The organism is Pseudomonas sp. 10C3 (genome assembly GCF_036346185.1).
Taxonomy (GTDB): Bacteria; Pseudomonadota; Gammaproteobacteria; order Pseudomonadales; family Pseudomonadaceae; genus Aquipseudomonas.
Map to the genome: position 1 here is coordinate 1 of NZ_JASJVE010000027.1, position 25,036 is coordinate 25,036.

The 25,036-nt window shown below is 57.5% G+C and carries 22 protein-coding genes; 5 read left to right on the top strand and 17 right to left on the bottom strand.

The genetic code is table 11. The features are described from left to right. The 6 genes from QN399_RS21775 to QN399_RS21800 all read right to left on the bottom strand — a co-directional run. Positions 1 to 953: acyl-CoA dehydrogenase family protein (locus QN399_RS21775; RefSeq protein WP_330201622.1), on the bottom strand; the 953-nt coding region annotated here is incomplete at its 3' end. Between the two features lie 238 nt (positions 954 to 1,191). Further along, positions 1,192 to 1,911, bottom strand: coding sequence for a hypothetical protein (locus QN399_RS21780; protein ID WP_322218879.1), 720 nt, complete (start codon positions 1,909 to 1,911; stop codon positions 1,192 to 1,194). A 286-nt stretch (positions 1,912 to 2,197) separates the two neighbouring features. Further along, complete coding sequence (gene tcyN / locus QN399_RS21785; protein WP_322177279.1) at positions 2,198 to 2,941, bottom strand: L-cystine ABC transporter ATP-binding protein TcyN; 744 nt, start codon at positions 2,939 to 2,941, stop codon at positions 2,198 to 2,200. 3 nt (positions 2,942 to 2,944) lie between these two features. Beyond that, positions 2,945 to 3,610: a cystine ABC transporter permease gene (gene tcyL, locus QN399_RS21790; RefSeq protein ID WP_219063783.1), complete on the bottom strand. Its 666-nt coding sequence runs from the start codon at positions 3,608 to 3,610 to the stop codon at positions 2,945 to 2,947. After that, positions 3,610 to 4,407 carry a cystine ABC transporter substrate-binding protein gene (gene tcyJ, locus QN399_RS21795; RefSeq protein WP_219063744.1) on the bottom strand — a complete coding sequence of 266 codons (798 nt, stop codon included), beginning with the start codon at positions 4,405 to 4,407 and terminating at the stop codon, positions 3,610 to 3,612. Before tcyJ ends, tcyL begins: the two co-directional genes overlap by 1 nt. A gap of 232 nt (positions 4,408 to 4,639) precedes the next feature. Beyond that, positions 4,640 to 5,638, bottom strand: coding sequence for a D-cysteine desulfhydrase (locus QN399_RS21800; RefSeq protein WP_322177280.1), 999 nt, complete (start codon positions 5,636 to 5,638; stop codon positions 4,640 to 4,642). 215 nt (positions 5,639 to 5,853) lie between these two features. On the opposite strand from QN399_RS21800, the gene epsC reads away from it, so the two are divergent. After that, positions 5,854 to 6,807: a serine O-acetyltransferase EpsC gene (gene epsC / locus QN399_RS21805; RefSeq protein WP_322177281.1), complete on the top strand. Its 954-nt coding sequence runs from the start codon at positions 5,854 to 5,856 to the stop codon at positions 6,805 to 6,807. Positions 6,808 to 7,080: 273 nt separating this feature from the next. Beyond that, positions 7,081 to 9,081 (top strand): choline transporter BetT, encoded by a 2,001-nt coding sequence (gene betT, locus QN399_RS21810; RefSeq protein WP_322218883.1) that lies wholly within the window; start codon positions 7,081 to 7,083, stop codon positions 9,079 to 9,081. Between the two features lie 38 nt (positions 9,082 to 9,119). Here the strand turns inward: betT and QN399_RS21815 are convergent, their stop codons facing one another. Next, positions 9,120 to 9,887, bottom strand: a complete 768-nt coding sequence (locus QN399_RS21815; protein WP_322177282.1) for an SDR family oxidoreductase — start codon at positions 9,885 to 9,887, stop codon at positions 9,120 to 9,122. Positions 9,888 to 10,157: 270 nt separating this feature from the next. On the opposite strand from QN399_RS21815, the gene mgrA reads away from it, so the two are divergent. Beyond that, entirely contained in the window at positions 10,158 to 11,195 is a 1,038-nt protein-coding gene (gene mgrA, locus QN399_RS21820; protein WP_330201623.1) for an L-glyceraldehyde 3-phosphate reductase, read from the top strand. Positions 11,196 to 11,572: 377 nt separating this feature from the next. Here mgrA and QN399_RS21825 read toward each other — a convergent pair whose 3' ends face one another. The 9 genes from QN399_RS21825 to glnA form a co-directional block, all read right to left on the bottom strand. Continuing rightward, positions 11,573 to 11,752: a hypothetical protein gene (locus QN399_RS21825; protein ID WP_323568077.1), complete on the bottom strand. Its 180-nt coding sequence runs from the start codon at positions 11,750 to 11,752 to the stop codon at positions 11,573 to 11,575. Next, the gene (locus tag QN399_RS21830; RefSeq protein WP_330201624.1) at positions 11,749 to 13,512 is read right to left on the bottom strand and encodes an amidase; all 1,764 of its coding nucleotides are present in this window, start codon (positions 13,510 to 13,512) and stop codon (positions 11,749 to 11,751) included. The genes QN399_RS21825 and QN399_RS21830 overlap by 4 nt, the downstream gene beginning before the upstream one ends. Positions 13,513 to 13,707: 195 nt before the next feature. After that, positions 13,708 to 15,141 (bottom strand): nitrogen regulation protein NR(I), encoded by a 1,434-nt coding sequence (gene ntrC, locus QN399_RS21835; RefSeq protein WP_322177285.1) that lies wholly within the window; start codon positions 15,139 to 15,141, stop codon positions 13,708 to 13,710. Then, positions 15,138 to 16,223 (bottom strand): nitrogen regulation protein NR(II), encoded by a 1,086-nt coding sequence (glnL, locus tag QN399_RS21840; RefSeq protein WP_322177286.1) that lies wholly within the window; start codon positions 16,221 to 16,223, stop codon positions 15,138 to 15,140. The genes ntrC and glnL overlap by 4 nt, the downstream gene beginning before the upstream one ends. 293 nt (positions 16,224 to 16,516) lie before the next feature. Next, complete coding sequence (locus QN399_RS21845; RefSeq protein ID WP_322278485.1) at positions 16,517 to 17,137, bottom strand: DUF4124 domain-containing protein; 621 nt, start codon at positions 17,135 to 17,137, stop codon at positions 16,517 to 16,519. A 22-nt stretch (positions 17,138 to 17,159) separates the two neighbouring features. Further along, positions 17,160 to 17,684: a DUF4124 domain-containing protein gene (locus QN399_RS21850; protein ID WP_322177287.1), complete on the bottom strand. Its 525-nt coding sequence runs from the start codon at positions 17,682 to 17,684 to the stop codon at positions 17,160 to 17,162. Positions 17,685 to 17,713: 29 nt separating this feature from the next. Further along, the gene (locus QN399_RS21855) at positions 17,714 to 18,136 is read right to left on the bottom strand and encodes a cupin domain-containing protein (RefSeq protein ID WP_322177288.1); all 423 of its coding nucleotides are present in this window, start codon (positions 18,134 to 18,136) and stop codon (positions 17,714 to 17,716) included. Positions 18,137 to 18,331: 195 nt separating this feature from the next. Continuing rightward, on the bottom strand, positions 18,332 to 18,916 hold the full coding sequence (locus QN399_RS21860) for a chorismate mutase (RefSeq protein ID WP_322177289.1): 585 nt from the start codon (positions 18,914 to 18,916) through the stop codon (positions 18,332 to 18,334). A 157-nt stretch (positions 18,917 to 19,073) separates the two neighbouring features. Continuing rightward, entirely contained in the window at positions 19,074 to 20,480 is a 1,407-nt protein-coding gene (gene glnA, locus QN399_RS21865; protein ID WP_322177290.1) for a glutamate--ammonia ligase, read from the bottom strand. A 332-nt stretch (positions 20,481 to 20,812) separates the two neighbouring features. On the opposite strand from glnA, the gene thiI reads away from it, so the two are divergent. Next, entirely contained in the window at positions 20,813 to 22,267 is a 1,455-nt protein-coding gene (gene thiI, locus QN399_RS21870) for a tRNA uracil 4-sulfurtransferase ThiI (RefSeq protein ID WP_322177291.1), read from the top strand. 140 nt (positions 22,268 to 22,407) lie between these two features. Beyond that, on the top strand, positions 22,408 to 24,228 hold the full coding sequence (gene typA, locus QN399_RS21875) for a translational GTPase TypA (protein ID WP_322177292.1): 1,821 nt from the start codon (positions 22,408 to 22,410) through the stop codon (positions 24,226 to 24,228). Between the two features lie 271 nt (positions 24,229 to 24,499). Here typA and QN399_RS21880 read toward each other — a convergent pair whose 3' ends face one another. Further along, entirely contained in the window at positions 24,500 to 24,988 is a 489-nt protein-coding gene (locus tag QN399_RS21880; protein WP_322177293.1) for a glycine zipper domain-containing protein, read from the bottom strand. Positions 24,989 to 25,036: the final 48 nt, after the last annotated feature.

The window sequence follows — 25,036 nt, forward strand, 5'->3', positions numbered from 1 at the left end:
CCCGCTTTGCGCAGTAATGCTTCGGCGGCGTGCAGTTCGAGTTTCAGTTTGCCGATGTCGGCGATCACGTACAGATCGTCGCTGGCCCGTTCGACGTTGGCATCGATCCATGGGCGCGAGCGCTCGCGGACAAAACGAATGCTGTCGTCGATGGCTTCGCGAGCGATCCCGACATCGATGGCCGCCTGGATCAATTGCGACACGGCGCCCTGAATGTTCGGCGTATGCGCCAGGCGCCAGTTCTCGATGATGTGCTCGGCTTCCACCGGCACGTTATTGAGCAGCACCGTACCGCTGGCGGTGGTGCGTTGGCCAAAGCCGGACCAGTCATCGACAATGCGCAAACCCGGTGTGCCACGCGGGACGAATACCAGCACTTGTCGACCGTCATCGTTCAGTGCTTTGACTGCCACCCAATGCGCGAACAGCGCCCCGGTGGAATAGAACTTCTGGCCGTTGAGGACAAACCCGTCGCCCTTGGCGGTGATTCTAGCTTTGATATCCAGGGTGTTTTTGGTGCCGCGTTCAGGCCCGGCATTGCCGATGCGCCAGCCGTTCAGCACGCTTTGAAACACCTGTTTTTTTTGTGTTTCGTTGGCGCTGCCCAACAACGAATTGAGGATGCCCACCTGATTCTGCGGGATCTGCCCCAACGCAGGGTCGGCGGCGGAAATGATCTTGAACACCTCCGCCAGGGTCACGAATGAAACCTGCGGGCCGCCGTATTCCCGGGGGATGGAAATGCTCCCCAGCCCGCTACGGGTGAAGTGTTCTATTTGGGCCCACGGCAGTTTGCGCTGACGATCACGCTGTGCCGCCTGCAAGCGCGCGAGCTGCGCCAATTCATGGGCAGCGGCGATGGCTTGGGCGTCGTTACTCAGGACCTTCGCTGGCAATAGCAGCGGGGCGATGTCCAGATCGCTCTGGAGAGGTGTAGCCACGAGATCCGACATCAGCGCCGCTCCGTGGCGGTACGCAATGCCCTGGCGATCTGCACGGGGGTAATTGTGAAAGTGACCATTCCAAACCTCACATCGACATAAGCCGCGTCTCTGCGGCGAAAACAAACTGACGGTGGTCCGGTGGTCCGGTATATATACCCTAAGCGTGTATAAAAATTAAATAAACTTACTTTTTGGAATAAGCATAGACGGGAGAGCTGCAGATCGTGATTTAAAGCTCCGTGGTGTATTAATCAGCGACGCCACTGACGTTAAGTGCGCGTGGTGGTGCCCAGCGTGACGTGTTGCCCACTCGGTCGATAATGCAGTAAGTCACTTCCAGCTGATGGTCTTCGCCTCCTTCCAGAATCAATGCCGGCGGAATATTCAATGTAATGGGCTTGCCCACATCGCTGGCATCGATGGCTGGCAGATCCATGCGCACATCCCCCCAGCGCAGGGTGATTTCATCTTTGGCGGCCATGTTTTGGTACGCCTCAATGGTCAGCTCAACACCCCTTCTCCGCTGTTTTGCGGTGAGCCCGTGGCGCAGCAGGGCGTCGGGTACAGCCAAGGGCGCGAGGCTCTGGTTTTCTTCTGGGCTCAACGGGTTGGGGTGACCACCAGGACAATCGAGTTTTACCCATACATCTATGCTCGCGGAGAGCGACGGCGTACTGCCGATTTTTTGGATCTGGTACCAGATTTTGACCTTGCCGCTCTGTAAAAAACTTTCCGGGACACGCAGTGCCAGGGTCTCGCCGATATCTGCGGTCGTCAGCAGCTTTGATGCAACGTAACGGCCACCCCAGAACAGTTCGATCAGGTCGCCCTCGTCCATGGCCGCATAAGGCTTGATAGTGACCCGCAGATGCGCGGCGGCACTCACGCCAATACCGTGCTTGTTTGCTTGGGGCAAATAAGGGGCATGCAGTTTGATCTGATGGGACGTTTGGGTCGCACAAGCCATGTTGAATACTCCTCGTGATCAGCGGCTAACACGCGGCGCCGCGGATACCTCTATGAATGGATATCAATGAATCGTGATAGCCAGCTAAGAGAGGATGGGAACGAGTGTCAAGGCAGTGCGAGCGTGAAACGCGAGCTTCGGATGGAATCAGACAGTTCCTACATTTGTACGGCTTGTGGGTTACTTGGGTCTCAGTACTGCGTCCTACTCAGCAACCCCAAGAAATGTCAGGCGCGAAAAAAAACAGCGCCGGGTGAGCGCTGTTTTTTGTTATCTGCAGGGTTGATCAGTGCCTGCTTCGTTCCAGAAACTGGCGAGTCCGCTCTTCCTTAGGGTTGGCAAACAGCGCCTTGGCGTCGCCTTGTTCAACGATCACGCCCTTGTCGATAAAGATCACCCGGTTGGCGACATCCCGGGCAAAACTCATCTCGTGAGTCACGATGACCATGGTGCGTTTCTCTTCCGCCAGGGCGCGGATGGTCGTCAATACTTCACCCACCAACTCCGGGTCCAGCGCTGAGGTGGGCTCATCGAACAGAATGACCTCGGGCTCCATGGCCAAGGCGCGGGCAATCGCTACCCGCTGTTGCTGGCCGCCGGACAGTCGCCGTGGGTACGCGTCTTCCTTGCCGGCCAGGCCGACCTTGGCCAGCAGCTTACGCGCCAGCGCCTCGGCTTGCGGGCGGGGCATTTTTTTTACCACCAGCGGGCCTTCCATCACGTTTTCCAGCGCGGTGCGATGGGGGAACAGGTTGAAGTTCTGAAAGACGAAACCCACGTGCTGGCGCAGTTGTCGAATCAAGCCTTGCTGCTGACTCAGCGGGCGACTGCCATCGATCTCGATGTCACCGACGATGATCTTGCCGCTGGTGGGTTCTTCGAGAAAATTGAGGCAACGCAACAGGGTGGTTTTACCGGAACCGCTGGGTCCGATGATGGCCACAACCTCGCCAGCTTCGACGGTCAAATCGATGCCGTTGAGTACCGTCTGCCCTTTGAATTTCTTGGTCAGTTTTTCAACCACGATCATGCTTCAAGACTCCTGATCATGTCGGTTGACCCTCGCTTCCAGGCGGTGCTGCAGGTGCGCGAGCAGGCTGGCAAGGATCCAGTAGATCAGTGCGGCGGCAAGGTACATGGTGAAAATTTCGAAGGTCCGCGCAGTGATCAACTGTGCCTGACGGAACAGCTCGGGCACCTGAATGGTTGCCGCCAACGCGGTGTCCTTGACCAGTGAAATGAAGCTGTTGCCCAGCGGCGGCAAAGCGGTTCTCGCGGCTTGCGGAAGAATCGCCCGGCGCATGGTTTGCGCACGGGTCATGCCGATGCTGGCCGCAGCTTCCCATTGTCCGCGATCCACTGCGCCAATGGCTGAACGCAGAATTTCGCAGGCATAAGCGCCCATGTTCAGGGAAAAACCGATCAGCGCTGCGGGCAGCGGGTCCAGTTCTATCCCCAGTTGTGGCAGGCCGTAATAGATCATGAACAACTGGACGAGCAAGGGTGTGCCGCGAAAGAACGACACATACACCCGTGCAATTCCGCTCAGCAGCTTGAGGTGCGATAAACGCATCAATGCCAGGCCGAAGCCCAGCAGCAAGCCGAAGAACATCCCGCCCAGACTGAGGATGACCGTGAAATATGCGCCCTTGAGCAGAAAGGGCGCGGAGTCCAGCGCTAGCTTCAGACTCTCTTCAATCATTGGGTCACGTCAGAGCCAAAGTACTTCTGCGACAACTTGGCGAGGGTCCCGTCGGCACGCAGTTTGTCGATGGCTTTGTTGATGGCGGCGACCAACTCGGGCTCGCCTTTGCGTATCGCGATACCGGATTCCTGGCGGGAAAACGGCGCGCCGGACACGGCTAGCTTGTCATTGGTTTTTTTGACCATTTCGAATGCGGCCAGACGGTCAACGAGGATCGCGTCAGTGCGGCCGGCGATCAGGTCCTGGAATTTGGTAGGGTCATCGTCATAGGTTTTGACGATGGCTTTAGGCACGTTTTCCTTGAGCCATTGTTCATAGTTGGTGCCCAGGCCGACGCCGACTTTTTTGTCTGCAAGGGAGTCAGGTGTCGGGAACTTGCCTGCGTCCTTCTTCTGGGTCAGCGCTTGAATCCCGGAGATTGTGTAGGGCTCGGAAAAGTCGTACTTCTTCTTGCGCTCTTCGGAGATGGTCACCTGATTGATCACCACATCAAGGCGTTTGGATTCCAGCGCCGCGAGGATGCCATCCCATTTGGTCGGTTGCAGTTTGGCTTTCACCCCCAGCTCTTTGGCGAGGGCTTGGGAGAACTCGACTTCAAAGCCGTTGAGGTCGCCTTTCTCGTCCACGAAGCTGAACGGCGGATACGTGCCTTCAAGGCCGACATTGATCGTGCCGCTGTCCTTGATTTTTTGCAGCTGGTCCCCGGCGACGGCTTGCCCGATCAGGCTGGAGCCGAGCACAAGGCTCAATGTGGAAAGAAGAAATGTCCGGCGGATGGCAGCAATGTTCATGACGAGCCCCTTATGGTGTTTTGAGCGACAGGCAAGAATCAGACCCAATGAACGCTACTGCGGCCTTGAAACTTAATCCAGTTATTTCAGGCGACTTTATTCCCTTAGTGAGCCTTCACAGGGCGTGGCTAATCCTGCACGCCGTGTGACTATAGGGGCTGCTGCATATGAATTAAAATAATTAAAAATAATTTATATATTTCTAATTGGAATATGGAGGCTGGCTGGAAAATCAGCCCGAAAAGGCGCCGGGATAAGCGAACAAGGCCGGCGCGCCGCCCGTGTGCAGGAAGATGATCGGACCCTCATTGAAGCGCTGGCGACCGATGCCGTCGAGCAGCCCAGACATGGCTTTGCCGGTGTACACAGGATCGAGCAACAGGCCTTCCTGGCTGGCGACCAGCTTGATTGTGGCCAGGGTGCCCGCGTTGGGTGCGCCGTAACCGGGTGCGAAATATTCATCCCACAGGTCGATCTTGAAGCTGCTCGGCAGATTGATGCCCAGTAACTCTGCAGTTCTCTGTGCCAGTCCTTCGACTTTCGGCCGCTGGGCTTCTTCGCTACGTGACACGGTAACGCCCACCACAGGCAACCGGGGCAACGCTTCGCTGAGTCCCAAGGCCAGGCCGCTTTGCGTGCCAGCACTGCCAGACGCGAGGACCACGGCGGCAAATGTCAGCCCGGTCTGCTCGATTTGTTCGGCCAACTCCAGCCCTGCGCGCACATACCCCAGCGCGCCCAACGCGTTGGAGCCACCAATCGGCACCGAATAAGGCTTTTTGCCGCCAGCCCGCAGACGGGCGGCGAGGGCATGCAGTTGCTCATCGGCGTTATCCAGGTTCTCGACCAGCTCGACCTTGGCGTCGAACAGGTCCAGTAACAGGCGGTTGCCATTGCTCAAGTAGCTGGTGTCGGTGCTGGCGATGGGGTTTTCCAGCAGCGCGACGCAACCCAGGCCCAGACGTGCAGCCAGCGCGGCCGTCTGGCGCACGTGGTTGGACTGGATTCCTCCGGCGGTAATCAACGTGTCGGCACCTTGGGCCAACGCGTCGGCAGCCAGGTATTCGAGCTTGCGCACCTTGTTGCCGCCCAGTGCCAGTGTGGTGGTGTCATCGCGTTTGACATAAATATCCCGGCCGGTCCAGGCAGACAGACGCTCCAGTTTTTCCAGTGGAGTGGGGGCGCCGAGCAATTTCAGGCGGTTAAAACGAGCGAGCTGTTGTTTGATCATGGTGGTCAATTGGCCGGGAAGTGAGTCGATGGACTATAGGCAACCGACTGAGCCCTGTGCAACATTTGCAGGAATGGACGGTGTTCGGCAAAGGCCCTACGGAAATTGTTAATTTTTCGTCGCAAAAGTTTGCCGTAGAGTGGGAGCATCAGCGGCCGTTATCGTGCGACCGTGAACGTGGCTCTTTTACCTTGAATGCAGAAGGAGTGGTGAGCGTGAGCGATATTCCAGAGGCATCGGCCGACAGCCGTACCGATAACTGGCAGTTGCAGCAAATCGTCAACCAATTGCGTGCGGCGCGTGATGACTGGCGCACGCGTAATGGGCGTGTGAGTGGTGAGCATGGCGGTCGTGAGCTGCCTTCACGAGCGGCCATGCGCGACATTCTCGAAGCACTGTGTGGGGCGTTGTTCCCGATGCGCCTGGGGCCGGTGGACTTGCGCGAAGAGAGCGAGGACTTCTACGTCGGCCATACCCTCGACGTGTCCCTCAATGCGTTGTTGGCGCAGGCTCGCCTGGAACTGCGCTATGTGGCGCGTCAACATGGCAAGAACGTCGCCGCTGCCGACACGCACGCGGTGCAGCTGATTCAGGATTTCGCCAGCGCCTTGCCGGTGATTCGCCGTTTGCTGGACACCGACGTGCTGGCGGCCTACCACGGCGACCCGGCTGCGCGCAGCGTCGACGAAGTGTTGCTGTGCTATCCGGGCATTCTGGCGGTCATTCATCACCGCTTGGCGCACCACCTGTACCGCGCCGGCCTGCCGTTGCTGGCACGGATCAGTTCGGAGATTGCACACTCGGCCACCGGCATCGACATCCACCCCGGCGCGCAGATTGGCCAGAGCTTCTTTATCGATCACGGGACAGGTGTGGTCATCGGTGAAACCGCGATCATCGGCGAACGTGTGCGCATCTATCAGGCTGTGACTCTGGGCGCGAAACGCTTCCCGGCGGACGAAGACGGTCAATTGCAAAAAGGCCACGCCCGTCATCCGATAGTCGAAGACGACGTGGTGATCTATGCCGGTGCGACCATTCTTGGGCGCATCACCATCGGCGAAGGTTCGACCATTGGCGGCAACGTCTGGCTGACCCGCAGCGTACCGGCTGGCTGCAACCTGACCCAGGCTAACCTGTTGCAGCAGGATGATGGGTGTCAGAAGTAGGGCGCTGAGTCGCCTGACACCTCATTCTCATGAATGAATTCGTTCCCACAGAGATTGCTTTTCTGTGGGAACGATTAGTGCTCTCCATGCGTCACACCTCCATACCAAGCGAGCGACAACCCGCCTGCGATTAGTCCTCGCGGGGCCATTTATGTTTAACTTGACCGTTCGTTCAAGTTAAATTCGGTGGTTCGCTGCCCGCTCACAACAGGAGGCTTACCCCTTGAGTTCGTTTTTCCCGGTTACTTCCCTCTTCCATGAGGCGCAGTCCCTATGAGTGCGCCTACCCCGCAGGTCAGCAGCCAAGTTCGGATGAATCCGCCGGTTTTTTATTTTGCGGCGGGTTTCATTTTGCTGTTCGGGCTGCTGGTGATTGTCTTTCCGCAACGCTCCGGCGAGTGGTTACTGGCGGCGCAAAACTGGGCGGCCAACACGGTCGGCTGGTATTACATGCTGGCGATGACCCTGTATCTGGTCTTCGTGGTGGTCACCGCCTTGTCTGGCTACGGCAAGATCAAGCTCGGTGCCGACCACGACGAACCCGAGTTCAGTTATTTGTCCTGGGCCGGCATGTTGTTCGCTGCCGGGATCAGCATCACCCTGTTCTTTTTCTGCGTTTCCGAGCCGCTCACCCACATGCTGCAACCGCCACAGGGCGAGGGCGGTACCACCGAGTCGGCGCGACAGGCCATGCAGCTGCTGTTTCTGCATTGGGGTTTGCATGGTTGGGGTGTGTTCGCGTTTGTCGGCATGGCGTTGGCGTATTTCGCCTATCGGCATAACCTGCCGCTGGCCTTGCGCTCGGCGTTGTACCCGCTGATCGGCAAGCGCATCAACGGTCCTATTGGCTATGCGGTGGATGGTTTCGGCATCATCGCCACGGTGTTCGGGCTGGGCGCCGACATGGGCTTTGGCGTACTGCACCTTAATTCAGGCCTCGACTATCTGTTCGGTATGCCACATACCCAATGGATTCAGGTGGGGTTGATCACCCTGATGATGGGGGCGGCGATTCTGGTGGCCATCGCGGGCGTGGACAAGGGCGTGCGCGTCATGTCCGACATCAACATGTTGTTGGCCTGCGCGCTGCTGCTGTTCGTGTTGTTCGCCGGTCCCACCCAGCATCTACTGAACACGCTGGTGCAGAACATCGGTGATTACCTGGGCGCGCTGCCCACCAAGAGTTTCGATGTTTACGCCTACGATAAAACCGGCGACTGGCTGGGCAGCTGGACCGTGTTTTATTGGGCATGGTGGATCGCGTGGTCGCCCTTTGTCGGGCTGTTTATTGCGCGTATTTCCCGTGGCCGCACCATCCGTGAGTTCGTCTGCGGCGTGCTCTTGATTCCGCTGGGTTTCACCTTGGCCTGGATGTCGATTTTTGGTAACAGCGCCATTGACCAGGTACTCAATCACGGCATGGTCGCGCTCGGGCAGTCAGCCATCGACGACCCTTCGATGACCCTCTACCTGCTGCTGGAAAACTACCCGTGGAGCAAAACTGTCATTGCCGTGACGGTGTTCATCAGCTTTGTGTTCTTTGTCACCTCGGCGGATTCTGGCACCGTGGTGCTGTCGACCCTGTCCGCGCGTGGCGGGAGTGCAGACGAGGATGGACCGAAATGGCTGCGGGTGTTCTGGGGCGTAGCGACTGCCCTGATCACCAGCGGGTTGTTGTTTGCTGGCAGTATCGATTCGCTGAAATCGGCGGTGGTGCTGACGTCGTTGCCGTTCTCGCTGATTCTGTTGCTGATGATGTGGGGGCTGCACAAGGCTTTCTATCTGGAGTCGCAGCGGCAAATCGCCCAGCTGCATTCGCTGGCGCCGGTGTCCGGCTCGCGCCTTGGGCGTGGCGGGTGGCGACAGCGCTTGACCCAGGCTGTGCACTTCCCGTCACGCGACGAGGTCTATCGTTTCCTTGAGCAGACGGTGCGTCCGGCCATCGAAGAGGTCACGGCGGTGTTCGTCGAGAAGGGCCTGAAGGTGGTGACCCAGCCCGATCCGAGCAACGACAGCGTCAGCCTGGAAGTCGGCCACGGCGACGAGCGTCCGTTCATCTATCACGTGATGATGCGCGGTTATTTCACGCCGACCTTTGCTCGCGCCGGCATGGGTTCGAAAGGCATGAACAATCGGCGTTACTACCGCGCCGAAGTTCACTTGAGTGAAGGCAGTCAGGATTACGATCTGGTCGGCTACACCAGGGAGCAGGTGATCAACGACATCCTTGACCAATACGAGCGGCACTTGCAGTTCCTGCATTTGGTGCGCTGAGGCAAAAAAAAGCGCCTGAATGCCCCGATGATCGGGCTTCAGGCCAGCCCGCCGTTGGCGCGCAAAATCTGCCCGTTGACCCAGCCGGCATCCGGGCCGACGAGGAAGGAGACGACGTTGGCGATGTCTTCTGGCTGACCCAGGCGTTGCAACGGTGGCATCTTGGCGAACTGCTGGATCTGCTCTTCGCTTTTACCGTGCAGGAACAACTCAGTCGCAACGGGCCCAGGCGCGACGGCGTTGACGGTGATGTTGCGGCCGCGCAGTTCTTTGGCAAACACATGGGTGAAGGATTCGACGGCCGCCTTGGTGGCGTTGTAGATCGCGTAACCCGGCAGGTTCAGTGCCAGGGCGGTGCTGGAGAAATTGACGATACGACCGTCGTCATTCATCCGCGTAGCGGCTTCCCGCAGGGTGTTGAAGGTGCCACGCGTGTTGATCCCGAAGGTCTGTTCGAACAACTCGTCGCTGGTGTCGGCCAAGGGGGAGGGATTCATCACGCCTGCGTTATTGATCAGCACGTCGACACGGCCCAGTTGCTGTTCGGTCACGTCGAACAGAGTGCGCACGTCGGCCGCGTTCGATACGTCAGCCTTGATGGCAACAGCCTGGCCGCCGTTGGCGACGATCCGGGCGACCAAGGTGTCGGCTTCGGCAGCACTGTTGGCGTAGTTGACGGCGATGGCGAAACCGTCGGCAGCCAGACGCTTGGCGATTTCAGCGCCAATGCCGCGTGATGCGCCGGTAACGATAGCAACTTTGCGCGCGCGGGTGTGAGTGGCCTGATTCTGGGTAGTAGGGATCATGCTGCACCTCCTGACTGAATGTGTTTGTAGATTCACATGTTTATTCAGGGCGATAAATGGCCGTAAATTGCCTTTACTGTTCAATAAATCTCAACAATACAGTGCAGTACGGGGGCGTCTTGATTAGTCGGACTATTGGGGTGGGGCGCTTACGGGTATGCTCGGCCAGCTCGCCTGACCCCGTTGCAGCAATCGGTGTATTAAAAAAAGCAGGAACTGCGAGCTACGTTCAGGGGTCGCACCCATGCACCTTTAACGAGAGAGGATTCGATGACTTATATCGCTGCCGAAAACCGTTATGAATCCATTCCGTACCGCCGCGTCGGCCGTAGCGGCCTGGTTTTACCGGCCTTGTCCCTTGGGCTGTGGCACAACTTCGGCGACAGCACGCCGATGGACACTCAGCGTTCACTGCTGCGTACCGCCTTCGATCTGGGCATCAACCACTTCGATTTGGCCAACAACTATGGCCCGCCCTATGGCAGCGCCGAGATCAACTTCGGTCGTCTGCTGCGCGAAGACTTCAAGCATTACCGAGATGAGCTGATCATCTCCAGCAAAGCCGGTTGGGACATGTGGCCGGGGCCTTATGGTCAGGGCGGCGGCTCGCGCAAATACGTGCTGGCCAGCCTCGATCAGAGCTTGCAGCGCATGGGCCTCGATTACGTCGATATCTTTTATTCGCACCGTTTCGACCCGCTGACCCCGCTGGAAGAAACCGCCAGCGCCCTGGCCACCGCCGTGCAGCAAGGCAAGGCCCTGTACATCGGCATCTCGTCTTATTCCGGGGCGAAAACCCGCGAAATGGCGGCGTTGCTCAACGAATGGAAAGTGCCGCTGCTGATTCATCAACCGGCTTACAACCTGCTCAACCGCTGGGTCGAAAAAGACCTATTGGACGCCACCGAAGAACTCGGCGCAGGAGTGATCGCCTTTACGGCACTGGCGCAAGGTTTGTTGACCGACAAATACCTGAATGGCGTGCCGAAGGATTCGCGGGTCAATCGCCCGGGCGGTGGGTCATTGCAGGCGTCGCACCTGTCCGAGAGCAACATCGCTCACGTGCGTGCCCTCAATGAAATCGCCCAGCGTCGTGGCCAGAGCCTGGCGCAAATGGCGCTGGCCTGGACCCTGCGTGATCCACGCGTGACCTCGGCGTTGATCGGCGCCAGTCACCCAGAGCAAATCATCGAAAACGTCGGGGCCTTGAAAAACCTGTCGTTCAGCAGCGAAGAGCTGGCCGAAATCGACCGCTTCGCAGTTGAAGGCGGGATCAATCTTTGGGAAAAACCGTCGACTGATCAGTAATTGACAGCGCTACTATAGGAGTCTGTGCCTGACGCATATTTTTAACTGTGGGAGACTTTACGACCAGGTTTGCCAAGGACGGCGCTCCACGATAAGGTTTCAGGACTTGTTGGGGTTTCACCAAGAGGTGTTGGCTTGTTTCTATCTTCGCTCTTACACGATGCATTCTTTATCGGCGCTTTGGTGGAAGGGGTGGGGCGAGGTCTCCCACGGTCTGTACTGTCTCATCAGTCAGAAGCGAACTGTTCGTCCCACCACCCCTTCAAGTCCTACCATACAAGCGAATGAATTCGCTCCCACATGGGTCCTTTAGTACACCAAATCTGTGGGAGCTGGCTTGCCTGCGAAGGGTTTGATGCGCTTTGTCAGACAGGCCGCTATAACGCAATCTCTGGTCTCTCACGCTCAAACGGGTAATACACCGGCCCGAGTTTCGCTCGCCACGCCACGGCCATGAACCTTGGCACCTCACTTCTCGGATTTGCGGGTAATTGCCCTGGATTGATCGGTGGCGTCCATTTAACGGTAAAGAATGGCGTGCTGCTGATCAGGCTCATGAGCGCCCCCTCTGCATGATAATCGGATCGGTCGAGGTTTCTGGTGTCACAGGCTGCACGCGCGGAATGTGCGGCGGCCGTTTCGTGTCAGGGCCGAATGTGGGGTCTGGCGGCACCGCATTATGGTATTCCGGAAATCGATCCTGAAAATCTATGGCAGCTTGAATGATCATCGCTTCGTTGAAGCGTGTTCCCCAGAATGCTGCAGTGATCGGCAATTGCGCGGGTAGACCGGTCCGCCCATATCCTATGGGAAATGTCAGCATGGGCCAACCTTGTAAGTTAGGCACGTCGTAGTGTGAACGTTGGTTCGGCAGCCTTTCGCTGCCATCAAAGCGCCTGCCGATGTGAGCACCCAATGGCATGACCAGCATAAAGTCCACGGCGTAATCATCAAGCGCCTGTTGGAGAAGCGCTTGCTCTCGTCGGCGCCGTTCCTCAGCTTCCGTTCTCATGGCAGAGGTGATGTAGCTCGCAGAGGTATTGGTCGCGGGGTGGTAATGCCCAAGTAACTCGGTCCGGTACTCGGCTGGCAGGTCCTGCGCAAATTCCGCAACCGACTGCCAGTGTCGACAGTCGAGTCCGTTACTCCAGAAAACTGCTTTGAATGGCGTGATGGGTTCTAGGTCCGGCAGTAACCCTAACTCGTGAGAGTGGGTGAAAGGTGCATTGTCGGGAATCTGTAGATCCAGGCCCGGGAATTCAACGACAGTGGCACCCAGGTCCCGTAGTTGCCCCTTAAAGCGATCGAACGCTAGCTTGTAGTCGGGGTCGTAGGTGTCGGCGGGAGGAACGGAGATGGAGTTCATCCAGTCCGTTTGAGGCACCCCAATGGTCAGCCCGCGCAGAGGCAAAAGGCCCTCTCTGGCGGTCGTTGGCAGCAGGTTTGGCGGGATCGGTGCCGACAGGGTATGGGGATCGTTGAGCTGATCGATCCCCGAGATGAGTGACAAAATCAGTGAGGCATCGCGAACCGACCGGCACATCGGACCTATCACATCAAGGCCGTTACTTGCGGGCATCAGACCGGCTACGGATACCAGCCCAAGAGATGGTTTGATCGCGCTGGCTCCGTTGCACGCTGCGGGGATGATCATCGAGCCGCCGGTTTCCTCGCCCAGCGACGCCGCGCAAAGGCGGGCCACTGGCGCGACCCCTGAGCCTTGGCTGGATCCGCCGGGTGCTCGCGCCGGGTCCCAGGCATTTCCAGCAAAAGTCCCCGTTGTATCGCCCGAGTAAGCCGAACACGTATTGTACCCGACCAACACCGCACCTTGTGCCCGAAGCTTGGTCACACAGGTAGCATCCTGAAGCGCAATATTGCTGCTGAATGCCGCAGTGCCGTTTGTACTCTTTCGGTCTTGTATGCCGATTGAATCTTTCACTCCCATCGCAATACCACACAGTGGTGGTGCCGGGCCGCGTTCGTCGTTGGGATTGCTTAGCCATTCATCGGCCAGTCTGGCTTGTTCCTGGGCCTCTATCAGATCGATGCGCACGAAGGCGTTGTAGCCGCCGTTTTCATCATAGGTTTCGAAGGTGCCGTTGAATTGGCTGATTCTATTCAGGTAGGCGAGGAGCACTTGTTCTGCGGTCAACTTATTCGGATTGCCCTCGCGGAACAACGCAGCCATTTCGACGACTTCATAGTCGACGATTCGGTCGCGTTTTTTGATTGAGGAACCACGGGGGAGCGCTGCGAGAAGGCGGGCATTGAGTGCCTGCTCTTCGGGGGTAAATGCAAAAGTCGGTTTTTCCATGACGGCTATCTCCTTGATGACCTCAGGATCGAGGTCATTTTTGGAGCTAACCAGTGAAAGACAGATCTGTAAACCCTGTCAGAAATGACAGGTCATGGCAGCCGAATAGTCTGCGTAGGGGCAAACAATCGCATTTCCCTGTGCAGACAGGTCTTCCCGTGAGCGATCTGGAATCAACCAAGGCGCAAAAAGATCTTAGGCGTCGTCGCCTTCGTCTTCGTCGCCGTCGATTTTCATCCCCAATTCCTTGATCTTGCGCGTCAAGGTATTGCGGCCCCAGCCCAGCAACACGGCGGCATCGCGGCGGCGGCCAGCGGTGTGCTTGAGGGCGGTTTCGATCATGATCCGCTCGAACGTCGGAACCGCACTGTCGAGCAGACTGGACTGCCCGCGTGCCAGCGCCTGATCGGCCCATTGGCGCAGCGCATGTTCCCAGTTGGTAACCGGTGCGGCGTCATGCGGCAGGCTAAGCAGTTCTGGTGGCAGGTCGCTGATGTGCACCTCGCGACCTGAGGCCATGACGGTGATCCAGCGGCAGGTGTTTTCCAGCTGACGGACGTTGCCCGGCCATGGCAGGTGCTTGAGGTATTCCTCGGTTTCGGCTTTGAGCAGTTTCGGTTCGACCGACAACTCTTGCGCGGCACGGGCGAGGAAGTGCTTGGCTAGGGTCGGAATGTCTTCGCGACGGTCGGACATCCGTGGAATGTGGATGCGGATCACGTTGAGGCGGTGGAACAAGTCCTCACGGAATTTACCCGCTTGCACCAGGGTTTCCAGATTCTGGTGAGTCGCGGCGATGATGCGTACGTCGACCTTGACCGGGGTATGCCCACCGACACGGTAGAACTCGCCATCAGCCAGTACCCGCAGCAAGCGCGTCTGGGTATCTGCCGGCATATCGCCGATTTCATCAAGGAACAGCGTGCCGCCGTCCGCTTGTTCGAAACGGCCGCGACGCAGGTTGGCCGCGCCGGTAAAGGCGCCTTTTTCGTGGCCGAACAGCTCGGACTCCATCAAGTCCTTAGGAATCGCTGCCATGTTCAACGCAATGAACGGCGACGCGGCGCGCGGGCTGTGGCGGTGCAACGCATGGGCGACCAGTTCTTTACCGGTGCCGGACTCGCCGTTGATCAGCACGGTGATGTTGGAATGGCTCAGGCGCCCGATGGCGCGAAACACTTCCTGCATCGCCGGGGCTTCGCCGATGATTTCCGGGGTGCGGGTCAGGGCCGGCACGACCTGCATGCCGTGTTGTTCCTGGGCATGCTGATTGGCGCGTTTGACCAGAGACACGGCCTCATCGACGTCAAACGGCTTGGGCAGGTATTCGAACGCACCGCCTTGATATGACGCCACTGCGCTGTCGAGATCTGAATGCGCGGTCATGATGATGACCGGCAAGCGCGGATGCAGTTCGCGGATCCGGGCCAACAACTCCAGGCCACTGGCGCCCGGCATGCGAATGTCGGAAATGATCACATCAGGCTGCTGGCGGGCCAGGCGACTCATCACCCCGTCGGCGCTGTCGAAGCTTTGGGTGGTCATGCCTTCTTGTTGCAGGGCTTTTTCCAACACCCAGCGGATAGAACGGTCGTCATCGACGATCCATACAGTTTCACTACGGCTCATGTCGACGCGGCTCCTTGTTCTAGCGGCAGGAAGATCGAGAAGGTGGTGTGGCCAGGATGGCTGTCACACTCGATCAGTCCCTGATGCTGACTGATGATGTTCTGGGTAATCGCGAGGCCGAGCCCGGTGCCATCCGGGCGGCCGCTGACCATGGGGTAAAAAATGGTTTCCTGAAGCTCGGCCGGAACGCCCGGACCGTTGTCGATGATTTCAATCTTGCACACCAGACGGTGGCGGACGTGGCCGATGGTGAACTGGCGCAAGGCGCGGGTGCGCATGCTGATCCGGCCCAGGCGCAACTCGTTCTGACTGCTGATGGCCTGCATGGCGTTGCGCACGATATTGAGGACGGCCTGGATCATTTGCTCGCGGTCGATCAACACGTCTGGAATGCTCGGGTCGTAATCGCGCACCAAGGTGATGCAGCCTTGGCTTTCGGCGTCGACCAGGCTGCACACGCGTTCCAGGACCTCATGCACGTTGGTCATTGCCAGCGAAGGCAGCTTGTTGGAACCCAGCATGCGGTCGACCAGATTACGCAGGCGGTCGGCCTCTTCGATGATGACGTTGGTGTAATCCTTGAGGCTCTCTTCAGGCAGCTCCCGGGCCAGCAGTTGGGCGGCACCACGAATCCCGCCGAGCGGGTTCTTGATTTCGTGGGCCAGGCCGCGCACCAGCATTTTGGTGGTTTCCTGCTTGGACAGCTGAGCCTCTTCCTTGGTAATCCGCAGCAAGCGATCACGTGGGTGGACCTCCAGCAGGAGCAGGGTTTCGCCTCCGCTGAGGATCGGGGTGACGGCGTAGTCGACGGTCAAGGTCTGCCCGGTCAACGCGGTGAGCATCGCTTCGCGCTTAGTGAACGGGTGAGCCTGTTCGACAGCCTGACGCAGCGAGCTCAGTGCTTCAGCCGATTCGGTGAACAGCTCGCTGATGAATTGTCCATGGCTGCGTTGGCCGCTGATGGCCAGCAGCATTTCCGCTGCTGGATTCATGTACTCAAGACGCAGGTTCGAGTTGAGTAAAATGGTGGCAGTGGTCAGGTTGTCGAGTAAAAGCCGGTGCAGCGCGTCACTGATAGTCATTACTTGTCGTTGACCTCTTTTGGCACATTGCAACCCCAGGCGGGCCCGGATCGCAGGCGCTGGTTGGTCTTCGCCAGCATGGGTTTAGCCGCTGATACGGTACTGATAGTACGAATCTGCAAAAACCAAACCAAGGCTCCGAAAAGAAGCGCCAAACCCGCAAAATCGGGCTTTTTTCGGACATTGGGTCGTTAGAGGCTGCTCTCCGCCAGGATTTTCGAACCAAAATGGGTGGCTTCGTCGATCACGCTGCAAGCTATCGCACCAATATAGTGCCTGACGCTGTTGAGTGGTCAGAAGAAAGGCAGGAGGCTGCTTTTTTTCTCCGCAGGCTTATCGGCAAGGGCGCATTCGGGGCGTACACCGTAATCCGCTTCCTTGCACGGCTGCGCCAGACGTTTTTGCGCCAGGGTGATGCGCAACATATGGAAGGGCTGGTTGGGTGTTCGCTCTACGATGCGATCCGTTTCATCCATAATCTCGACGGCCAGCTGGTGTGTCCCGCGATCAATGTTGATCAGTGGGAACACCGGACTGCGACCTGCTTGCCCGTAGGGTTGGCCGTCGACCAGCAAGCGATACGTGTGACCGTTCTGCAGGGCCGGGTCATTGCTGACGCTGACGATCAGTTCCCCCGTCATGCTGCGCACCGTTGCATCCGGTTCGGGCACCAGGATCCGCAGGAGTTGGTAGCGGAATATGGGCGCGGGTTTTGTGGGGGCGTGGGCCTTCTGCACGACGTGCTTGCGTGGCTGGGAGCTCATATTGCTGGGCGGGATCTCGACGCGATGCGCGTTGCCAGGGTGCGCCTGGTCAGTGAACACCCGGTTGCCTTGCGGATCGACGTAGGTATAGACGTCGGCAACCGCTGGTAATGCGAACAAAATCAGGCATAGCAGCAACAGGCTGCGCACGGGGTTTGATCGGGAAGGCATCTTAAGGTTTACCGAGATGGACGCGCTGCACGCTGATCGTGACGGTCGGGCTTTGCTGGATGATCTGTTGGTCGTTTATCACGCGGACCGCGAGGCTGTGCTCCCCCCGGTCAAGGTTCACTACCTGGAGCCTCGGGACGTTGCTGGGTTGTCCGTAAGCGTTACCGTCGAGCACCAGTTGCAAGAGATGCCCGGGTTGCAGGCGTGGTTGCAGCTGGACGCCAATCGTGAATGTTCCGTTGTTGGCGCGCAGCGCTTCATCGGTCGGCAGGTCACTCAGCGTCAGCACGCCATAGGCGTCGGATGACTGACCCTGATTGGCGCTGGAGGGCGCGTTGTTTTGCTGAGCGGCAGGCTTCTTGGTATCGACACTGTTCAGTGGCGGCAACTGCACGGTTTCGCTTGGTGTGCCGTTGGGTGGTTGATTGCTGTAGGCGGGATTGCCATTGGCGTCGGTGTATTTATAAATCTGCGCCGCAGCGGGCAAGGCGATCGACAGCAGCAGAAATATAAGGCTTCGATGCATGGAATCGTCCAATGGCAATAGCACGGGTTTTAGTTGGTAGGCTCTACCGATATCGGCATACCGGGGGTGCCAGCATAGAACACAATGAGTTCGGTGGGGCTATTGCCACTGAGGCCGCGGTGAACAATGTTATTCATTTCAGGTAAAACCTGTCCGGCTGTCAATGTTACGGTTTTATCGCTATCCCGTGCCTGAACGATCAACTCGCCCGAGACTACATAACCGGCCGCCGGCATTGGGTGGGAATGCCAATCGAAGCTGCTGCCGGGTGCCATGGTTACTTTTCGAACAGTCAGTTCTGGCTGTCCTTGTGGGTATGCAACATAGGGCGTGCCGTCCCAGGACGATGAGCTCTGCAAAAGGATCTTTGAATCAATGGCTGGCTTCATCTGGGCGTTGGCCGTACCGATGAGAGTCAAGAGGCTTAGGGAGAGCAGGGCTTGTTTGATCATATTCAACTTCCTCGGTCTGCCAGGGCGAAACGCCCTGAGCGCAGCCGAGTAAACGTCATGATCAGGGGCACAAACCAGCCTTCAAGAATTGCAGAAAATGTCGGAAATACGAAGTCATGTAATGGAGGCTCAGCGTCGTATTTTCATGCTAAAGCGGGTTCTCCAGACCTGAGGGGCTAGCTGTTAGCAATCTTGTCAGCGGGGCTGCTGGGTGATGATACAAAGCTCCCCGACTGCACGTCCCAGTGCGATGTCATGGATGGCGTCGTTTGCCTGAAGCTGTCGTTGCTGGTTCAGCCAGGTCGGGCATTGTGGATCGTGCCGGTAGGGCGTGAAGGCTGCGAAGTTTTGCAGCAATCGAATTTGCAGTCGGTCGAGCTGTGGGCGGACTTGATTGACCAGGTCCGGTCTCGCTGTATTCGGCGCCTTGCCTGCCGCGTGCCAATTGGCCAGTAGCGTGTACTGCACCAGCTTGTTCGCCTCGATTTGCGCCGCCAGGAATTGACTGACTTCTTCGGGATTGAGCTTGTAGGCCGGGGCCAGCTTTGCCGCGTTGGCGATGACCTGTTGTTCGCGCAGGCTGTCCTGGATCGGTTTTCCGCTGTCCCATTTGGTGAGTGCGACCTGATCGGCGATGCTCAAGCGTTCACTGACGGTCTGGATCAAGGGCGCCAGCGAGTCGGGTGGTTGAGAGGGTGTGGGAGTATTGGCGCAGGCGCTTATGCTGACTATGGCCGCACATAGAAGAGACAAATGCGGCAGTCGATGTGAATTCGACATGGGTAGACCTCTGGCTGATTCGGCGACCTGATAAAGCCAGAGAGTTAACGCCACAGGTTGTGCTCAAAGCCAGAAACCAATTGTTAAAAAATATCAGGCATAAAAAAGGCCCCCCGAAGGAGGCCTCTATTACGTCGATGCGGCTGACGTAACTGGATTAGCAGCTGTAGTACAGCTCGTATTCCAGTGGGTGTACGAAGGTGCGTACTTTGATTTCTTCTTCGCTTTTCAGAGCGATGTAAGCGTCGATGAAGTCATCGCTGAATACGCCGCCTTTGGTCAGGAACGCACGACCTTTGTCCAGCTCTTCCAGGGCTTCTTTCAAGCTGCCGCAAACTTGTGGGATCTCTTTCGCCTCTTCAGGCGGCAGGTCGTACAGGTTTTTGTCAGCAGCGTCGCCTGGGTGGATTTTGTTCTGGATGCCGTCCAGGCCAGCCATCAACAGTGCAGCGAAGCCCAGGTACGGGTTAGCTGCTGGATCCGGGAAGCGAGCTTCGATACGGCGAGCTTTAGGGCTGGACACGTAAGGAATACGGATCGACGCGGAACGGTTGCGAGCCGAGTAGGCGAGCATTACCGGTGCTTCGAAACCTGGGACCAGACGCTTGTAGGAGTTGGTCGACGGGTTGGTGAAGCCGTTCAGTGCTTTACCGTGCTTGATGATGCCGCCGATGAAGAACAGGGCGGTATCGGACAGGCCGGCATAGCCTTCGCCTGCGAAGGTGTTCTTGCCATCTTTGGAGATGGACATGTGTACGTGCATACCTGAACCGTTGTCGCCATACAGAGGCTTAGGCATGAAGGTAGCGGTACGGCCGTAGGCATCGGCTACGTTGTGTACGCAGTATTTCAGGGTCTGAACTTCATCAGCCTTGGCAACCAGGGTGTTGAATTTCACGCCGATTTCGTTCTGACCGGCAGTCGCCACTTCGTGGTGGTGAACTTCGATGACCAGGCCCATTTCTTCCATGGCATTACACATGGAGGTACGGATTTCGTGGTCGTGGTCGAACGGTGGAACCGGGAAGTAGCCGCCTTTGATACCTGGACGGTGGCCACGGTTGCCGCCTTCCACGTCCTGGTCGGACATCCAGGAGCCTTGTTCGGAGAAGATCTTGAACATGGAACCGGAGATGTCGGACTTGAACTTCACTTCGTCGAAGATGAAGAATTCTGGTTCCGGGCCAACGAAAACAGTGTCGCCGATACCCGTGGACTTCAGGTATTCCTCAGCGCGACGGGCAATGGCGCGTGGGTCGCGGTCATAGCCTTGCATGGTCGAAGGTTCGATGATGTCGCAAACCAGGATGATGGTTGGCTCTTCGGTGAACGGGTCGAGCACGGCAGTGCTGTCGTCAGGCATAAGGATCATGTCGGACGCTTCGATGCCTTTCCAGCCCGCAATGGAGGAACCGTCGAACATTTTGCCGATTTCAAAGAAATCTTCATCCAGCGCATCGCGAGCCGGCATGGTCACGTGGTGCTGAGTGCCTTTGGTATCAGTGAAGCGCAGATCAATCCATTTAACGTCATGATCTTTGATGAGTTGAACCGACTTCGACATGGTGTCCTCCGGGTGGCTTCGGGCCACTTTAGTGGTTTGGCCCTTAGAATTGGGTGATGCCGGCGCGAATACTCTGCCAAGGCAACCTGCCTCACAAGGGAGCAAATTGCATGCCAGTGCCCCGACTTGGGTTTTTCGCGCCAAACGCAGGCATTGCGGGCATTAAAGCTGATAAATCGAAAATTTGATGCACTGATATGATGCGGATTGATGAGAGAGCGGTCTTTTTTGGTGCGTGCAATATTGGCTGTACGATAACTGGTTAAACCTTGAGCAATTTCCGCTATAATCCTGCCCCCTATTTTTCGGCTGGCACCTCGCGCGTTTTTTACATGAAACTAATCGTAAAAGTCTTCCCCGAAATCACTATCAAAAGCCGGCCGGTGCGTAAGCGTTTCATCCGCCAGTTGGCCAAAAACATCCGTACCGTGCTCCGTGATCTGGACCCGGCATTGGTGGTGGGAGGCGTGTGGGACAATCTTGAGGTCGAAACCAGGGTTAGCGAGCCGAAAGCCTTGCAGGAGATGATTGAGCGCCTGAGTTGCATGCCGGGCATCGCACATTTTTTGCAGGTCAATGAATACCCGCTAGGCGATATGGACGACATCGTCGCCAAGTGTAAAGAACACGTCGGCGCATCGTTGGCCGGCAAAATGTTTTCAGTGCGCTGCAAGCGTGCCGGCAAACACAGTTTCAGCTCCATGGATGTCGAGAAATACGTCGGTAGCCAGCTTCGCCAGCAGTGCGGCGCTGCCGGAATTTCCCTGAAAGCACCCGAAATCGAAGTGCGCATGGAAATTCGCGACCAACGGTTGTTTGTGATTCACGGTCAGCACAACAGCATCGGCGGTTATCCGCTGGGTGCGCTCGAGCAGACACTGGTGCTGATGTCCGGCGGTTTCGATTCCACGGTCGCGGCCTACCAGATCATGCGCCGTGGGCTGATGAGCCACTTCTGCTTCTTCAATCTCGGTGGTCGCGCCCACGAATTAGGGGTGATGGAAGTCGCCCATTTCTTGTGGAAGAAGTACGGTAGCTCGCAACGCGTGCTATTTGTCAGCGTCCCGTTTGAAGAAGTACTGGGAGAAATTCTCGGTAAAGTCGATAACAGTCATATGGGCGTGGTGTTGAAGCGTATGATGTTGCGCGCAGCGACCCGTATCGCTGATCGGCTCGAGATTGATGTGCTGGTAACAGGCGAGGCGATCTCTCAGGTCTCCAGCCAGACCCTGCCCAATCTGTCGCTGATCGATTCGGTCACGGAAAAGCTGGTTTTGCGTCCACTGATCGCCAGCCACAAGCAAGACATCATCGATCAGGCTTACGATATAGGCACTGCCGATTTCGCCAAGCACATGCCCGAGTATTGTGGGGTGATTTCGGTCAACCCCAAGACCCACGCCAAGCGCAACCGCGTGGAGTATGAAGAACAGCAGTTTGATATGGCGGTGCTCGAGCGTGCGCTTGAGCAAGCCAGGTTGGTGCCGATCGATCGCGTTATCGACGAATTGGGCCAGGACATTGAAATCGAGGAAGTCAGTGAAGCACTGGCCGGTCAGGTCATCGTCGACATCCGTCATCCGGATGCTCAGCATGACGAACCGCTGGAGTTGCCTGGCATTGAAATACAGACGCTGCCGTTCTATGCATTGAACAGCCGCTTCAAGGAACTGGATGAGACTCGCCAGTACCTGTTGTATTGCGACAAAGGCGTGATGAGTCGCCTGCATGCCCACCATTTGCTCAGTGAGGGGCATGCCAATGTGCGCGTTTATCGACCGAGCTAAGTGCCCGGGGCTGTTTGCCTGTGGCTTGCGTCACCGGCCCCCCGACGCCAGTCGTCAAGCCGTCATGGCTTTCGCCGACTCTACTGTTAATAGCTGCCTACAATAGGCAGCTGACCGAATCCTCTGATCGAGATACACAAGTGATCGAAAATCTACGTAACATCGCCATCATTGCTCACGTTGACCATGGTAAAACCACCCTGGTAGACAAACTCTTGCGTCAATCCGGCACCCTGGAGCGCAACGAGCTCAACGACGAGCGCGTGATGGACTCCAACGACCAGGAGAAAGAACGCGGTATTACCATTCTTGCCAAGAACACCGCTATCAACTGGAACGGCTTCCACATCAACATCGTGGATACCCCGGGCCACGCCGACTTCGGCGGCGAAGTTGAACGCGTAATGTCGATGGTTGACTCCGTTCTGCTGCTGGTTGACGCTCAAGACGGCCCTATGCCGCAAACCCGTTTCGTGACCAAGAAGGCTTTCGAAGCCGGCCTGCGTCCGATCGTTGTGATCAACAAGGTCGACCGTCCGGGCGCTCGTCCAGACTGGGTTCTGGATCAGATCTTCGACCTGTTCGACAACCTGGGTGCTACTGAAGAACAGCTGGACTTCCACGTTGTTTACGCGTCTGCACTGAACGGTATTGCCGGTCTGTCGCACACCGATATGGCCGAAGACATGACCCCGCTGTACCAGGCCATCGTCGACCACGTGCCGGCTCCAAAAGTCGACCGTGACGGTCCGTTCCAGATGCAAATCTCCGCTCTGGACTACAACAGCTTCCTGGGCGTCATCGGTGTTGGCCGTATCGCTCGTGGTCGCGTCAAGCCGAACACTCAGGTTGTAGCTATCGACATCGACGGCAAGCGCCGTAACGGTCGTATCCTCAAGCTGATGGGTCACCACGGTCTGCACCGTATCGACGTTGACGAAGCAGCTGCCGGCGATATCGTTTGCATCAGCGGCTTCGACCAGCTGTTCATCTCCGACACTCTGTGCGACCCACTGAACGTCGAAGCGATGAAGCCGCTGACCGTTGACGAACCAACCGTTTCCATGACTTTCCAGGTAAACGACTCGCCTTTCTGCGGTAAAGAAGGCAAGTTCGTCACCAGCCGTAACATCAAGGAACGTCTGGACAAAGAATTGCTGTTCAACGTTGCACTGCGCGTTGAAGAAGGCGACTCGGCTGACAAGTTCAAAGTGTCCGGCCGTGGTGAGCTGCACCTCTCGGTACTGATCGAAACCATGCGTCGCGAAGGCTTCGAAATGGGCGTTGGTCGTCCAGAAGTGATCATCCGTATGGTTGACGGCGTTAAGCACGAACCGTACGAAAACGTCACCATCGACCTGCCGGAAATTGCGCAAGGCGCGATCATGGAGCAAATCGGTATCCGTAAAGGCGACCTGACCAACATGGTTCCGGATGGCAAAGGGCGCGTTCGCCTTGAGTACAACATCCCGGCACGTGGCTTGATCGGTTTCCGTAACGAATTCCTGACCCTGACATCCGGTGCCGGCATCCTGACCAGCATCTTCGACCGTTACGACGTAATGAAGTCCGGCGACATGTCCGGTCGTCAGAACGGCGTACTGGTTTCGGTTGCTACCGGTAAGGCTCTGACCTACTCGCTGGAAACTCTGCAGGCGCGTGGCAAGCTGTTCCTGGGTCACGGTGAAGACGTGTACGAAGGTCAAATCGTCGGCATCAACAGCCGTGACAACGACCTGGGCGTTAACCCAACCAAAGGCAAGAAGCTCGACAACATGCGTGCTTCCGGTAAAGACGAAACCATCGCTTTGGTTCCGCCTATCCGTTTCACTTTGGAACAAGCGCTGGAATTCGTTCAAGAAGACGAACTCTGCGAAGTAACGCCGAAGTCGATCCGCCTGCGTAAGAAAATCCTTGGTGAAAGCGAGCGCACCCGCTCTGCCAAGAAAAACGGCAACTGATTCATTAGTTAGCTGTTAAAAAAACGCCCCCGACCGCAAGGTCGGGGGCGTTTTTGTTTGTCTGGAAAATGTCAGAAACGCTGTAAGAGTGGTGCGTCAAGTTTGACTGGGTTGGTCCACTCGAGCGCTAATTAGACGGTATATGACAGACACGGCTCCCCAGCGGGCAGGCGACCGGTGTTGATCAGAAGGTTGGTTTAGCGGACTTTAAAGCAGCGCTGGCTGCGTGGGGAGTGCAGCCAGCGGCAGATATAGCGACACGTGCGATCACTCAGCGGCGATCATGATCATCCCAATGTTTGCGATGACCATAGGCATGACCACGACCGCGATGGTCGCCGCGGTAATCACGACGATCATCGCGACCACGGTAGCGGCGGTCTCCACGACCATCGTCGCGGCTTTCGTTGCCCATGTAGTTACCCAGGGCGCCACCTGCACCGCCACCGGCTGCTGCGCCGATCAGGCTGCCGGTAGTGCCGCCGACGCTGCGGCCAAGCACGTTGCCGCCCGCTGCGCCCAAGCCGCCACCAATAGCGGCTTCACCACGGTTGCGACGGTCTGCGCCCACTGCGCCACCTGCCGCACCGCCTAGACCAGCGCCAATCGCTGAACCTGTGCTGCCGCCCAATTGTTGGCCGACAACGGAACCGAGTACCCCACCCAATGCACCGCCCACGCCGGCTTCAGCGGTGCCGCCAGCTGAGGCAAAACCACTGGCCAGGGAGAGAGACAACAACAGAATCGAGGAATACTTCATGTATGGAACCTCATAGGGATGACGGCGCGATCCTGAGGCCATGTCAGT

What these genes read in the sequence shown, in the direction of transcription:
- QN399_RS21860 (WP_322177289.1), bottom strand. Translation starts at nt 18,916, where the DNA reads ATGTCGAATTCACATCGACTGCCGCATTTGTCTCTTCTATGTGCGGCC.
- QN399_RS21780 (WP_322218879.1), bottom strand. Translation starts at nt 1,911, where the DNA reads ATGGCTTGTGCGACCCAAACGTCCCATCAGATCAAACTGCATGCCCCT.
- QN399_RS21850 (WP_322177287.1), bottom strand. Translation starts at nt 17,684, where the DNA reads ATGCATCGAAGCCTTATATTTCTGCTGCTGTCGATCGCCTTGCCCGCT.
- betT (WP_322218883.1), top strand. Translation starts at nt 7,081, where the DNA reads ATGAGTGCGCCTACCCCGCAGGTCAGCAGCCAAGTTCGGATGAATCCG.
- ntrC (WP_322177285.1), bottom strand. Translation starts at nt 15,141, where the DNA reads ATGAGCCGTAGTGAAACTGTATGGATCGTCGATGACGACCGTTCTATC.
- QN399_RS21855 (WP_322177288.1), bottom strand. Translation starts at nt 18,136, where the DNA reads ATGATCAAACAAGCCCTGCTCTCCCTAAGCCTCTTGACTCTCATCGGT.
- QN399_RS21825 (WP_323568077.1), bottom strand. Translation starts at nt 11,752, where the DNA reads ATGAGCCTGATCAGCAGCACGCCATTCTTTACCGTTAAATGGACGCCA.
- QN399_RS21880 (WP_322177293.1), bottom strand. Translation starts at nt 24,988, where the DNA reads ATGAAGTATTCCTCGATTCTGTTGTTGTCTCTCTCCCTGGCCAGTGGT.
- mgrA (WP_330201623.1), top strand. Translation starts at nt 10,158, where the DNA reads ATGACTTATATCGCTGCCGAAAACCGTTATGAATCCATTCCGTACCGC.
- QN399_RS21800 (WP_322177280.1), bottom strand. Translation starts at nt 5,638, where the DNA reads ATGATCAAACAACAGCTCGCTCGTTTTAACCGCCTGAAATTGCTCGGC.
- tcyN (WP_322177279.1), bottom strand. Translation starts at nt 2,941, where the DNA reads ATGATCGTGGTTGAAAAACTGACCAAGAAATTCAAAGGGCAGACGGTA.
- glnL (WP_322177286.1), bottom strand. Translation starts at nt 16,223, where the DNA reads ATGACTATCAGTGACGCGCTGCACCGGCTTTTACTCGACAACCTGACC.
- tcyJ (WP_219063744.1), bottom strand. Translation starts at nt 4,407, where the DNA reads ATGAACATTGCTGCCATCCGCCGGACATTTCTTCTTTCCACATTGAGC.
- QN399_RS21830 (WP_330201624.1), bottom strand. Translation starts at nt 13,512, where the DNA reads ATGGAAAAACCGACTTTTGCATTTACCCCCGAAGAGCAGGCACTCAAT.
- glnA (WP_322177290.1), bottom strand. Translation starts at nt 20,480, where the DNA reads ATGTCGAAGTCGGTTCAACTCATCAAAGATCATGACGTTAAATGGATT.
- thiI (WP_322177291.1), top strand. Translation starts at nt 20,813, where the DNA reads ATGAAACTAATCGTAAAAGTCTTCCCCGAAATCACTATCAAAAGCCGG.
- QN399_RS21815 (WP_322177282.1), bottom strand. Translation starts at nt 9,887, where the DNA reads ATGATCCCTACTACCCAGAATCAGGCCACTCACACCCGCGCGCGCAAA.